Genomic DNA, 12,814 nt, shown 5'->3' on the forward strand with positions numbered 1-12,814 from the left:
ATCAGACTACGAGGAAGCCGCGCGCAGTGGATTCATCTAGCAAAGCCTCTGCCTGCCGCGGGCAGCCATCCTCTGCCAGAGCCCCCTTCAAGAGCAACTCACCCCAGCACCACTCACGGTAGCGCCGAGGCGACATGGGGACTGCGATGGGTGGTTCAGACCTCTTCGAACTTGCCCCCGACGATGCCATTCGCTTCGAGCGCAGCTTTGACCTCTTCGTCGACAATGATGGGGATATGATAGCCCCAGAGCCGGAAGACACGGGCGTCGCGAACCTTCGATTTATCGATCCGCAGCCCCGAAACGGAGCGGTATTCGCCAAGTCGTTCCGGATCTCCGTCCTCTTCCGTGAAGAGTTGAACCTCTTCACATGCCGCGTCGTCGATACAGCGAACGGTGCGCGCTACGTTCAGCAGGTAGTACGGCTCGCGTTGCCCCTCAACTACGACGGGGAATAACTGCACGTCATCGGGCGTCATCTCACGGAACACGTAGGCCACACGCGCGCCAACAATCGGCGTTCCTCCAACGGTCGTCTTGTCGAAGTCGAGCGGCCTCCCCGGTCGGGACAATGGGACTCGCAGCAACTCAGGGGGGGCCACTGGCCTTCCTTCGACGAACGCCCAGATATTTGGAACGGTCTGCCCCGCTGGAGTGGTGGGTTCAGCGAGATACCAACGACCCGGCACATACACATCGAAATCGAGGCCGAAGAATCGTCGTTCCATGAATCATACTCCCGAGTCTTTCAGAATGAGCTTCCGCATATTAGTTCCCGCCGTCGTAAGGTCACGAGCAATTCTGCTCAACTCGTTGACCAACCTACTCCGGCACAGCGCGGTGTCTCTGCATCCCTTCATCGCAATGCTGATTCGGATCAGCACTTCCTAATGGTGCTCGCGCGCCTGAGAGCCATTGTGGTTTCTGATGCGAACCAGGTTTGCGGCGTCATCCAAACTCAATCCTGCCTGCATAAAGCAGTCCCTAAAGACAGGAGTCCACGGACCACCTGTCCTGTCGGACATATCATTCTTGTCAGTGTAAATATGGTGAATTTCGCCATCAGGGTCGCCCTGGATCCGCCCTCCGACGCCCACGGAAGGGGCAGCGCCTTCGCCTGAGCCCGTCGCGACCGCGGCAACCGCTGTCGGTTAGAAGCCCAGCCGTTCCAGTTCGGCCGCGAGCTTCGGGTTTGCTGTACGCCACTTCGGCGACAGGCGCTCGGCATCGCGGCGAGCCCACACGTCGGCGAGGGAACTCTGTTGGACCAGGGTGCGAAGCGGCGTGAGCTGAAGCCCGTTCACGTAGCCCGGCCACTACACATGGGGCGAGTCGCCGAACCTGCCGCCCCATACGAGGCCCGCCTTCGCGGATTCCTCACCCAGCACGCGGTACGCCGGCTCTCGCCAATCAGACTGAGCGCCAGGTCGCGGACTCGCGTCGCAGACGAAGTCGAAGGCGAGCCCGTAGTTTTGCGCGGACAAGCCCGCTGGCGATGCCTTGCCGCACTTCCCGGCCAAGTACAGCCGACGTAGCTCGGCCTGTTCCGTCAGGTCACGGAAGCCGTGCGTCGCGACGTAACGAATGCCTCGGGCTGCACAACGCGCGATGACCTCCAGGGACACCGCGCTGAATGGCAGATAGACGCGGTCAAGGTCGACCCGCTCGAAGTTCGCATGGGCCATCACGAGCCCCGCCCGCCCGACTGGGACATGCGAAGCAGCTCAAGCTTGACGGTCTGTCGGACCTGGGCGGGCAGGCCGACGGCGAACTCGTCGCGCCACCGCCGCAGGGCGCCCAGCTCCACGGCGTTGATGCGCTCGTTCTGCCGCGCGCCCTCTCAACGAGGGCCCGAATCTCCCCGACCAGGGACTTCGCGGCCCATGTGAGGACGCCGACGCCGGCCTTTCCAAGCAGGGAGCCGACTACGCACTGAACTGAATGAGTCTCTTCGGTAGTCACTGCATCACCAGGGTTGGGTTCCCTTGGCAAATGCGCGCGACTCCTGAAAGTGATTCAGGCAGCTATCGAAATCAATCAATAACAACCCAAGGACTGCAACATGCCGCTCTGATAGACCTTGAACGAGGTCCGAACAAAGTCGCCACATGGTCAAAATCCATGATAGAGCCAACACCCCGTTGAGCCACTGTCCACAAGGAGCGTCACGGAGGAAACCATGGCAGAACATGAACTGATCATCCGGCTGGACACGCAGCTAGATGCGAATGAGGCCAGGTTCATCAAAAAACTTACCACCCTGCGAACGCGGCTATCGCCACGCCAGTTCTTCAAAATCACAATCACCCATAACGGCAGCTTGCTGCTTCTTAGACTGGTGGCAAGCATTCAGGCGGTTGATTCGTCACGCATCCTCATCCAGCCCTTTGACCCCACTCTACTGAACGCAATCGATGAGGCAGTTCGAGCTTCTGGGTTGGAACTAGTCTCTTCGAAAAGCGAAGGTTCGCTCCAAGTATCAATCCCTCCTCTGTCCGACGAACGTCGCAAGGAGTTGAGTAATAAGCTCGTCGTTCTCACCGATCAACATCGCACCAAAGTCAGGTTCATCGCAGCAAAGGGCCGCAAAGGGATTGTCGAACTGCTCAATGACGGGAGCATAACCAAGGCTCAGCACGACACCTTGCATGTCAAGGTGGATGTATCGCAGGCAAGGAGCATTGCTGGCATAGACGCCCAAGCGAGGAAGGTGGCTGGGCTTACCTAGACTCACCTGAAGCCTCGCAGCGTACCGGGCCCACTCCAGTCGCGAGACTTGAGATTATGCGCCAGCAGCCCCCTCACAATGTAGGGCATCGCGAAGCGAACGGAAATCTTCATCACGTCGCCGGCCGCCGTAGGGTCGCCCCTCGCCACGCGGCCCGGCGCGAAACCTTCAATCGTCTCGCCTGGGGTCAGTGCATCCGTGCGTGGCCATCCGCGCGCCACGGTGCGCCAGCGATGGTCCGGCGTAGCCACGAGCACGCGACCGTCCTCCATGACCAGCCTGGAGCGCGGCGCCTTGTGTCGGCTGACGTGGGTGACTTTGAACATGCCCCCGTCCTTCTCGTCCTCGTGCATGGTGAGCACCCGCATGCCGGGCCGCAGTATCCCGGCGGGAGCAGTCGTCGCCGAACTGCGCCTTCCGTACCCGCAACTGGCTCTCGAACGGGTCACCCCAACTCGGCATCAAGCGGAATCGCGCCATCCCGACGTCGTGAGGCTGGAACGTGGACGGCATCCGACCACCGGCGCCCTCACTCGCCACGGATGCAACGCGTATCCGGTCATGAGTGAGTATTCGCCCAGCCACTTACGGCTCTACCGCTCACCGCATGGCGGGTTGAATGCGAGGCGGAATCGCTGCTCAAGGTCACGACGCGACTCATCATCGAACGAGGTCCTCGGGGTAGAACGCGAATCCACGACTCGAGCGGAGCGCTCATGCGAAGAACCAGGTTGGCAAGGCTCCGAGCGACGAGGACAGGGGCGACACGGAGCAGCCCCCGTCTTCACACGTCAGATGGACGCCGGCAGGGCTCAGCCCACCTGCGCGCGGTGAGCGACTTCGGCCGACCGGGAAACGGCCGCGTCGGCAGCTCGCCGCGTGTTGGCCTCAATGGCCACCTGGCACAGCGCGGTCTGCGCCTGAAGCTGGAGGACGAGCGCCCGCCCCCGCCCGAGGGTGACGCCAATGAACGCTCCGACAAGCCCGAACATGAGCACCCCCGTCGTGTTGTCCTTCACCGCGGACATGAACAGGGCCCCGAAGCCTCCACTGAGGAGGAAACCGCTGACGCCCGACATGATGACGATGCGGCTCGCTCGACGGTAGAGTGTTTCCGCGTAGCTGCGAATGGTGTTCGGATCGTACTGCACAAACATTGCGTGCCCCCAATACAAGCTGACCTGAAGCTTCAGGTCGATTCTGTCGAGTCGCACGATCGCGTATATCGGGCCAGAAAGGCAACCTGAGCCCGCCCGGGTACGCCGCACCTCTCCCACCGTGATGAGGCTGCGCCCTCAACCTGGTTCCTCCTGCGGATACGAGCGGTGGAGCTTCGCATCATCGCTCGGCTCCACGCGCCGTGCAAAGGTCAGGCGCTCACTTCAGATTGGCCACCCACGCCACAAGGTTGGGGAAGTGGCGCCCATGGCGGTCCATGTATCGCAGGAAGTCCTTCTTCTTCTTGTGGACTTTGATGTCGTCGAAGTCCTTGCCAATCTCTTCGGTGACTTCGCATCCGAAGACGCGGCATTCTTCAATACGCTCCTCAAGCCGCTTGAGCTCAGCCAGGGCCACTCGGAAGGCCGCGATGTTTTGCGGTGGCATTTCGCCGACGACGACATGATGGAACTTGTCGCGACCCAAGGTGTATCGTTCAGGCACTTTCCTCGTCAGCTTGTATATCTCATGATGCAGCCCGAAGACGGACATATACAGACTTTCAAGCGAGCCAAAATGCCGACCCAACGCCACGGCGACGTCTTCCTCCGTGTCGATGAGTCCGTTCAGATACTCCAGTCCTCGCATGTTGAATGTCCCCGGTTGGCGTAGGCACGCCTCCCAACGGCACGCCGTGCGGTGTCGAACCTAACAGGAGAGAACGGTGTCCGTGTAGAAATCCGAGGCGTTCTCCCACCCGGTCCCGCCGCAGTCCATGTGCCATGTCGCCTTGATGCCCGTCATGGTGACATCATAAAGACTCTCATTCAGATCCCATGACTCGTCCAATCGCACCACCCGCCTTCGACCCTCAACTGGCCGCCCTCCTGCCCTCGATGGAGGGGTTCGTCCCTCGGCAGATGACGCTGGACCAGCTCGCTCACTTCCGCGCGTTGAGCCACGTGACCCGCGAAACCCTGCTGGGTGACGCCGACGTCCGCTGCGTCGACCACCGCATCCCCGGATACCAGGGCGCTGAAATCGAGGTGTCGGTCATCACGCGCCGGGACCACGCGGTTCCGGGCCCCGCTGTCTATCACATCCATGGCGGCGGCATGGTGATGGGAACCCGCTTCGCCGGAGCAAAGCCACTCGTGGATTGGGCGCTCCAGCATGATGCCGTCTGCGTCACGGTTGAGTATCGGCTGGCCCCCGAACACCCAGCGCCCATCCCGGTGGAGGACTGCTACGCCGGCCTGACGTGGATGGCGGCGCATGCAGCCGAACTCCAGTTCGATCCCCACCAGCTCGTGATTTTCGGGGGCAGTGGCGGCGGTGGACTCGCCGCGGGCACCACGCTGCTGGCGAGAAACCGGCACGGTCCGCCCCTGCTGGGTCAGCTCCTGCAATGCCCGATGCTTGACGACCGGAACAACACGGAGTCCGCCCACCAGTACGAAGGCGTTGGCGTCTGGGACCGCACCAGCAACATGACCGCCTGGCGGGCCGTGCTCGGGGACCGATGCGGAGGCGAGGACGTGTCACCCTACTCCGCCCCCGCGCGCGCGGTGGACCTCCGGGGCCTGCCACCGACCTTCATCGACGTTGGCGCGGCGGAGACCTTCCGCGATGAAGCCATTGCCTATGCTCGCGGCATTCTGGCCGCTGGTGGGGAATGCGACCTTCACGTCTGGGGCGGGGCCTTCCACGGCTTCTACGCCATTGCCCCTCAGTCCGACGTGGCACGGGCCTGCATCACCACCCGAGACGCCTGGCTCGCACGGGTACTCGCCCGTGGCGCGAGGGGGAAGGCCTCGCCCTGACACGGACCGGCGTCAAGCGACGAGCCTCGCCTCGGGTGAATCACGCACCCTCATCACGAGCCCAGTCCGCCACCTCGCTCGCGGTGGCGCGCGCGAGCTTCGCCGCCGCCGCCGGGTCCAATCGAGCCGTCACGAGCACCCCGATGACAGCCCCCACCAGCAGCTCCACCCTGCGGGTGACGGACTTCCGAGGGATGACTCCTGCTCGTGCCGCCGCCTCCAGGGCTCGCAGCAGGTGCCCCTGCAAGAGGGCCCGATAGTCCTCCACCGCTCGATGGGCCTCCGCATCGTGCGGAGCCAGCTCCGTGGCCGTGTTGACGAGCAGGCACCCTCGCCGCGTCAGGGTCGGGGGCGCGGTGCCCATCGTGTTCGCGAGCGACTCGAAGTACGCCGTCACCTGCGACAGCCCCGCCGGGCTCGCGGCGAACACCGTCAACCGTGGCGTGATGACCTCCTGGAGGTACAGCGCCACGGCCCGCGCGAAGAGCCCCCGCTTGCTCTCGAACGCCTGGTACAGGCTGGAGCGGTTCAGCCCCGTGGCGGACTCCAGGTCCGACAGCGACGTGGCCTCGTAGCCCCGCGACCAGAACACCCCCAGCGCCTTGCGCACCGCCTCCGTTTCGTCGAACGCCCGCGTCCGCGCCACGTCACCCTCCTTGACAATTCTGGACCGATCGTTTCAATTTAATTCCGAACCGACTGGTCCAAAATACCGAATCTCCGGAGGGGAGTCATCATGTCGCCACTCGCACAGCTCTTCGCGGTCGCCGCAGCGCTCATCCACGTCCTGTTCTTCGTCATGGAGAGCATCGTCTTCTCGCAACCCAAGGTCTGGCGGCGCTTCGGGCTGAAGTCCCAGGCGGACGCGGACATCGTGAAGCCCATGGCGCTCAACCAGGGCTTCTACAACCTCTTCCTTGCGCTGGGCGTGCTGGTGGGCATCGCCCTCGTGCACACCGGCGAGGTTGCCTCCGGCGTGACGGCCGTCGTGTTCGGCTGTGCGTGCATGCTGCTGGCCGCCGTGGTGCTCGTGTCCAGCAACCGCCGCTTCTTCAAGGCCAGCCTCATCCAGGGCACCCTGCCCCTTCTGGCCCTCGCGTTCATCACCGCGCACCTGAGGGCGTGAGGGCGAATTCCAGGCGCGAAGGCCTGACGCCTGGCATCCCCACAGCGTTGGACTTTCAGCCAGTCACCCAGGATAAAGCCAAACGCCCCAAATCTCCAAACAGTGCATGTCGGGTGAACTTCTTTCGACGCGATGCAGGGCAGCGCCAGCCCTGTTTGACTTGAGCCCCTAGACTCCTGGATTCCCTCGCGTATGCCAGGAGGCTCAAGCCATGGCCGTCACGACACTGCGCCACCACGCTGTCGTCCTCAGTCTGTCCGGGCTGTTCATCGCCTGCTCAGACACCTCTGAACCGCAGGAACCGCCCCCTCCCGAGGAGCCTGCCCCCTGGGACGGAACGTACACGCCCCTGGTGGACCCGACAGATTGGGTCGACCGGGGAGCGTACGCGTCGTGCGCCTTCACACCGCCGCGTGGCACCGAACTCGACTGCGACGACCCCGGACTCTTCGACCTGTCGCAGTGCGAGCTCGGCTCGCTCTCCACCGTGGACTCGCATGGCATCTACCAGATCGACCTGCGCCACGCCGCGGGCTACGCGGACTTCGCCAGCATCCGAGTTCCTCGGGATGGCGGCACGGGGACGCTCGATGGATTCGCGTTATCGCGGCAACAACTGACTGGCACCTTCCACGTCTCAGCGAGCTACAACCAGCGAGGCGTGAACCGGCAACTGGTCTTCGCGGGCTGCGCCGTTCCCGAGCCTGGATTGGTGACAGGCTGCTTCGTCCGTTGCGCCAATGGCAAGGTCGGCTCCTCGGGCACCTTCGAGGCCGCGCGGATGACCTGGGGGCGGAATGAAGCCGAGTCATCGGGGGGCATCCAGCTCGTCTCGGAGAGCGCGGTCGCCTTGGGCATGCCGGCCGACGTCTACGTCCATCGGCAGCATGCCTACGTCGTGTCCGTCGATCGCCTCGACGGAGAAGTCCCCGGTGGCCTCACGGTCTTCGACGTCAGCGACCCGAGCCGTCCGGTCCTCACGGCGCAAATCACGCTCCCCGGTGACGCGTTCTGGAACGCGGCCTGGACGAAGGATGATGCGCTCTACATCGCCAGTCGAAGTTCCGGCGTGTTCGTCTTCGACATCTCCCAGCCTGGCAATCCCGTCCTGGTGCGCAACGTGCCGGGTGGCGCGCCCATCGACGTGCATACCCTCTTCGTGGACGGCACCCGCCTGTATGCCGTGTCCCCCGGCCCCGCGCCTCGCGGCGAGACGCTCATCTTCGACATCTCCGCACCGCTCAATCCCATCCTGCTCAACCGCTTCGAGGCGTCCGATACGACGTCCCTCATCCCCTCGGCGCACGACTCCTTCGCCTACCAGGACCGGCTCTACGTCAACCACTTCTCCTCGGGCTATGTCATCTTCGACGTGAAGGACCCGATGAACCCGGTCGAGCTGGGGACCTATACCTTCGACACCGAGAACAGCTTCGCGACCAGCCACGCGGGCGCGGTGACGACCGTCGCGGGGAAGACCATCGCCTTCGAGGGGGGCGAGTATCAGGGGGCCCACCTGCGCGTCCTGGACGTGACGGACCCCACGAACATCCCGCTCATCGGCAGGTACAAGCTCCGTCCGCAGACCTCCATCCACAACATGATTCTCAAGGGACAGAGGCTCTACATCGCCTACTACCACGAGGGGCTGCGGGTGCTGGATGTCTCCATCCCACCGCAGCCTCGCGAGCTTGCCTACTTCAACACCTTCCGCGAATCGGACCCCGGACGGACCGACAACCTGCTCGAAGGCGCCATTGGCGTCCGCGTGCCGGGAGATGGCCACGTGTACGTCGTGGACACGGCACGCGGACTCTTGATTTTCAACGAACTCTGACGGGCGTCAGACCAACTCCGCCATGGCCGCTGGGGAGAAGTCCCTCAGCGCGGTGTGGTCGCCCGTGCGAACCTTGGTCACCCACAGCGGGTCACTGAGAATCGCGCGGCCGACCGCAATCAGGTCGAACTCACCGCGCTCCATCCGCCGCACCAGGGCGTCCAGACCGACCACCGACGAACCCTTCCCGCCAAAGGCGCCCAGGAAGTCGCCCGACAAGCCCACCGAGCCCACCGAGATGACCGCCGCGCCCGTCAGCTTCTTGGCCCATCCGGCGAAGTTGAGGCCTTCCTCACCGTCAATCTCCGGGAACTCCGGCACCCAGAAACGGCGCTGCGAGCAGTGCAGCACGTCCACGCCGGCCTCCACGAGCGGAACCAGCCAGTCAGCCATGGCGTCCGGCGTGGTGGCCAGGCGTGCGGGCAGCTCCTGCTGCTTCCACTGGCTGATGCGCAGGATGAGCGGGAAGTCGGGCCCCACCGCCTTCCGCACGGCGGAGACCACCTCGGAGGCGAAGCGAGCACGCTCGCGCAGCGTCGCGCCGCCGTAGCGGTCCTCGCGCAGGTTGGTGCCACTCCAGAAGAACTGGTCGATGAGGTAGCCGTGGGCGCCGTGGAGCTCTGCCACGTCGAAGCCCAGGCGTTGGGCGTCCGCGGCGGCCCGGGCGAAGGCCGCGATGGTGTCCGCGATGTCCTCGTCGCTCATCGCCACGCCGCGCGGCTCACCCGGCGCGTTCAGGCCCGACGGACTCTCGACCGGGGCCCCCGGGCTCCACCCTCGCGGGCTGGCGGTGGCGCCGGTGTGCCAGAGCTGAGGGCCCATCCGGCCACCGGCCGCATGCACCGCCTCAATCACCTCCGCCCACCCGCGCAGCGCCGCTTCCCCGTGAAAGAGCGGGATGCCGCCGTCGTTGCGCGAGGCCGGGCGGTCAATCACCGTGCCCTCGGACAGAATCAACCCGACGCCATCCTCGGCGCGGCGCCGGTAGTAAAGCGCGTTCGCCGCCCCTGGGATGCCCTCCGGCGCGGACATTCGCGTCATCGGCGCCATCACGATGCGGTTGGCGAGTTCGAGCGACTTCAGCCGGAAGGGCTGGAACAGGATGTCAGTGGACGCTGCGGACATGGGGACATGCGCTCCGTGTTGGGTTGCGCAATAGGTATCGGGAAGATACTTAGAATCAAGGAGGCACCTTGAATCGCCCAGGTATCCCCATGGAAACCTTTCCCACCCCGTGCCAACTGAAGGTCTTCTCGGCGGACTGCCCCAGTCGCCTGCTCTTCGACCAGGTCGCCGACAAGTGGTCAATGATGGTGCTGGCGATTCTGGGCGATGGGCCCCATCGATTCAACGCCATCCGCCGCCGCATGGAAGGCGTCACCCAGAAGGCGTTGACGCAGTGCCTGCGGCGCCTCGAGCGCAACGGCCTCATCGACCGCCGCATCATCCCGGTCTCTCCCATTGGCGTGGAGTACACGCTGACGCCGCTGGGCCGTTCGCTGCTGGGCCCCTTCAAGGCGCTGTACGCCTGGATGTACGCGAACATCCCGCAGGTCGAGCAGGCCCGGCGGGCTTACGACCAACGAACCGTGGCCCAAGGCCAGGACGAAGCCGCCTGACCTCGCGCGAGCAAAGTGCGCGGTGTCCGTCACACCCGCATGCGAATCTCCGCGCCGCGCCATCTCCGCCGCCCCTTCAGAGGTCGTCCGTCCATGTCCCCTTCGTACCGCGTCCCGCGCGCGCTGGCTGTTGCCGTCCTCCCGCTCCTTTCCGCCTGCGCCTCTCCCCCCGAATGCACGGAGAACCGCGACTGTGCCTCACGAGGGCCAGACATCGTCTGCGTCGACGAGCTCTGCGTTCAGGCCGCCGCCCCCGACGCGGGAACCAAAGACGCTGGAACGGAGGACGCGGGCACGGAGGACGCGGGGGGCGTTGACCCGGAACCACCGGACGCGGGCACGGACGAGGAGGGTGGCGGAACGGATGCGGGCGCGGGGGATGCCGGTGCGCTGGATTCGGGTACGGATGGCGGCAGCTCCGCTCCGGAGGCCTCGCTGCGCATCACCGAGATCAATCCCGACAGGCAGCAGGACCTCATTGAGCTGGTGGCGGTCACCGGCGGCACGCTGACGGGCATCGTCCTCGAGGAACTCACCAACTCCGGCTTCAGGTTCACCTTCCCGCAGGGTTATTCGGTGGAGACGGGAGACGTCGTGGTGCTCCACCTCGGGGGCGCGTGCACCGATGCGCCCGGGAACCCGGGCTCCTGTGGACAAACCGCGCCCTTCACCGGCCGCGCCTGGGACTTCAGCACGCCCGGCTCGCTGAGCTACTCGGGCAAGGTCTTCGAGCTGTTCGCCTCCAATGGCGCGCCCGTGGATGGCGTTCCCTTCGTCCGAGCCTCGGGAGAGATGCCCACCAACCTCGCCGCCGCCGTGCAGCGCCTGCAGGCGGACCGCGTCTGGGACCCCACGCCCTGCATCCATAACCTCGACTCGCAGTTCGCCCGCGACCGCTACTGCCGGAACATCGCCGTGGACTGGTCCAACCTCGACGCGAACTCCAGCGTCATGCGCATCGCTGGAAGCTCACCGCTGGCAACACCCGGAGCGAAAACGCAGTGGAGCGGCCCACTGCCTTCTCGCTGGGGGACGTACTGAGCTGGAGCGGACCCCCTTCCTTGGAAGCGGGGTCCGCCCGCCACTGCCTCCGCACGTGGGCTCAGGAGGTGGGATGGCCTCCGATGACGAACGACATGTTGTCAACCCAGGCATCCCACTTCATCTCGTAGCCAATCCACCCCATCCCCGTCTGAAACACCTCCGAGGTGTTGTCGCCGTCGCCGTCCCGGCCGCCAACCTTCAGCGAGTTGCCCTTGTTGGTGATGAACTCGAGCTGGCAGACGTACTTGTCGTGCTTGACGATGATCTTCTCGAAGTACTCGTCGATGCCGCACACGAGCTGACCGCCGGTGCCCCCGTTGTCACTCGGGTTCAAGCGGAAGATGCCCAGCTTCTTGGCGTCATCCGTGCCGCTGATCGACTCCCAGTGAAGACGATTGGAGTACTTCACCTGGATGCCGTCGATGAACTTGCACGCGGCGACGCGCACGCCAGAGATGAGCCCATGCCTGGCGTTCCCGGTGCCAGGCTGGAGCATGGAGTGCTGCCACTTTCCCCCCTCGCCACCGAACTTCCGCACGTGGGTGGACAGCGTCTTCTCCGCATCCCACGCCTCGATGGCATCGAGGTACAGCGTCCCCACCGCGGCGTCGGCGCGAATCGTCTCCAGAATCCTCGCGTCCACGGGGGCCAGGTCGGTCACGTCGCGGGCCACACCGTGCTTCACCTCGGCGAAGCCCTCGTGCCGCGCGTCCCAGATGGGCCGGCGAGCCGCCTCCCCCTTCCCTTCGCACAGGTCCGTCCAACGGAAGGAGTACACGCCCAGCTTTTCGCCATCCGCGAGAGTGGTCCGATGGTCGAGCGAGCTCTCGATGTCACAAACGGAGAGGTTGGCCAAGACGCCCGTCCGCTTCATGGCGGATTGATTGCTGATCGCCATGACCGCGGCCCCCGCGGCCGTTCCCGCGGCGGTCGTCATCGCGCCCACGAGGTAGGCCGCGATCGCCGCCTTCGACCCGGGCTCCGGCAAGCAGACCAGGAGGGCAACCGCCATGACTCCGGCAACGAAGCCCACCTGCGAGGCGATGGCCATGCCAGGGTCGGGCTCATCGAAGGAGGCGCCAATCGTGTAATAGACCTGGCCGCACGGCAGGTCACACGACTCGCCGGGACGCAAGAAGACCCAGTTCAACGCCACGGTCTGCTCGGTGTAGAGCCACAGGTCGTGCACCGTCTTGTTTCGCAGACAGAGGCCCGAGCCACTCGAAATCGTGCCCGCGCCCGCCGTCAGCGCGCTCGGGAGCGTGTTGGCCGGAGAGGACGGTACCGGTTGGCTCCTGCGGGTTGGCTTGGCGTGCACCACCTTCGCACCGAAGGGCGCCAGACAGAAGTCGCAGTGCGTCTGGCTCTTGGCATTGTGATTCGAGCACCGTTGGCACGTCCAATCGTCCGCATGCGTCTTCTCGTTACGAATCCATTTCGCCATGGCTATCGCCTCCGATGGGTGGGTGATTGGCGCCG

Annotated in this window: 14 protein-coding genes and 1 pseudogene; 6 read left to right on the forward strand and 9 right to left on the reverse strand. The window is 64.8% G+C overall.

What is annotated here, in order from left to right; translation table 11 throughout:
* Positions 1-155: 155 nt before the first annotated feature.
* The 3 genes and pseudogenes from A176_RS18320 to A176_RS18325 form a co-directional block, all read right to left on the reverse strand.
* Positions 156-728 (reverse strand): imm11 family protein, encoded by a 573-nt coding sequence (locus tag A176_RS18320; protein ID WP_044890778.1) that lies wholly within the window; start codon positions 726-728, stop codon positions 156-158.
* Positions 729-731: 3 nt separating this feature from the next.
* Positions 732-1,151 (reverse strand): annotated as a pseudogene (locus A176_RS41320) (AHH domain-containing protein); the annotation flags it as partial.
* Between the two features lie 165 nt (positions 1,152-1,316).
* Complete coding sequence (locus tag A176_RS18325; protein WP_002640252.1) at positions 1,317-1,685, reverse strand: M15 family metallopeptidase; 369 nt, start codon at positions 1,683-1,685, stop codon at positions 1,317-1,319.
* A 494-nt stretch (positions 1,686-2,179) separates the two neighbouring features.
* Here A176_RS18325 and A176_RS38065 point away from each other — a divergent pair, with 494 nt between their 5' ends.
* Entirely contained in the window at positions 2,180-2,728 is a 549-nt protein-coding gene (locus tag A176_RS38065; protein WP_082282768.1) for a ribosome-recycling factor, read from the forward strand.
* 2 nt (positions 2,729-2,730) lie between these two features.
* Here the strand turns inward: A176_RS38065 and A176_RS18335 are convergent, their stop codons facing one another.
* From A176_RS18335 to A176_RS18345, 3 genes are all read right to left on the reverse strand, one after another.
* Entirely contained in the window at positions 2,731-3,096 is a 366-nt protein-coding gene (locus A176_RS18335) for a Hint domain-containing protein (RefSeq protein WP_002640250.1), read from the reverse strand.
* A gap of 444 nt (positions 3,097-3,540) precedes the next feature.
* On the reverse strand, positions 3,541-3,942 hold the full coding sequence (locus A176_RS18340) for a hypothetical protein (RefSeq protein WP_226993909.1): 402 nt from the start codon (positions 3,940-3,942) through the stop codon (positions 3,541-3,543).
* Positions 3,943-4,105: 163 nt separating this feature from the next.
* The gene (locus A176_RS18345) at positions 4,106-4,534 is read right to left on the reverse strand and encodes a hypothetical protein (protein WP_021781519.1); all 429 of its coding nucleotides are present in this window, start codon (positions 4,532-4,534) and stop codon (positions 4,106-4,108) included.
* 188 nt (positions 4,535-4,722) lie between these two features.
* On the opposite strand from A176_RS18345, the gene A176_RS18350 reads away from it, so the two are divergent.
* Entirely contained in the window at positions 4,723-5,709 is a 987-nt protein-coding gene (locus A176_RS18350) for an alpha/beta hydrolase (RefSeq protein ID WP_044890776.1), read from the forward strand.
* A 40-nt stretch (positions 5,710-5,749) separates the two neighbouring features.
* Here the strand turns inward: A176_RS18350 and A176_RS18355 are convergent, their stop codons facing one another.
* The gene (locus A176_RS18355; protein ID WP_002640245.1) at positions 5,750-6,355 is read right to left on the reverse strand and encodes a TetR/AcrR family transcriptional regulator; all 606 of its coding nucleotides are present in this window, start codon (positions 6,353-6,355) and stop codon (positions 5,750-5,752) included.
* A gap of 90 nt (positions 6,356-6,445) precedes the next feature.
* Here A176_RS18355 and A176_RS18360 point away from each other — a divergent pair, with 90 nt between their 5' ends.
* Positions 6,446-6,835 (forward strand): DUF1304 domain-containing protein, encoded by a 390-nt coding sequence (locus tag A176_RS18360; protein WP_002640244.1) that lies wholly within the window; start codon positions 6,446-6,448, stop codon positions 6,833-6,835.
* A 211-nt stretch (positions 6,836-7,046) separates the two neighbouring features.
* Entirely contained in the window at positions 7,047-8,672 is a 1,626-nt protein-coding gene (locus A176_RS18365; protein ID WP_002640243.1) for an LVIVD repeat-containing protein, read from the forward strand.
* Positions 8,673-8,678: 6 nt separating this feature from the next.
* On the opposite strand, the gene A176_RS18370 is transcribed toward A176_RS18365, so the two are convergent.
* Complete coding sequence (locus A176_RS18370; protein ID WP_002640242.1) at positions 8,679-9,797, reverse strand: NADH:flavin oxidoreductase; 1,119 nt, start codon at positions 9,795-9,797, stop codon at positions 8,679-8,681.
* Positions 9,798-9,886: 89 nt separating this feature from the next.
* Between A176_RS18370 and A176_RS18375 the strand changes: the two genes are divergently transcribed.
* Positions 9,887-10,291, forward strand: coding sequence for a winged helix-turn-helix transcriptional regulator (locus tag A176_RS18375; protein WP_002640241.1), 405 nt, complete (start codon positions 9,887-9,889; stop codon positions 10,289-10,291).
* A gap of 93 nt (positions 10,292-10,384) precedes the next feature.
* Positions 10,385-11,332 carry a lipoprotein TP_1001-related protein gene (locus A176_RS18380; RefSeq protein WP_002640240.1) on the forward strand — a complete coding sequence of 316 codons (948 nt, stop codon included), beginning with the start codon at positions 10,385-10,387 and terminating at the stop codon, positions 11,330-11,332.
* Positions 11,333-11,393: 61 nt separating this feature from the next.
* On the opposite strand, the gene A176_RS18385 is transcribed toward A176_RS18380, so the two are convergent.
* On the reverse strand, positions 11,394-12,779 hold the full coding sequence (locus A176_RS18385) for a jacalin family lectin (RefSeq protein ID WP_044890775.1): 1,386 nt from the start codon (positions 12,777-12,779) through the stop codon (positions 11,394-11,396).
* Positions 12,780-12,814: the final 35 nt, after the last annotated feature.

The sequence above is a fragment of the Myxococcus hansupus genome, assembly GCF_000280925.3.
GTDB classification, from domain to species: Bacteria; Myxococcota; Myxococcia; order Myxococcales; family Myxococcaceae; genus Myxococcus; species Myxococcus hansupus.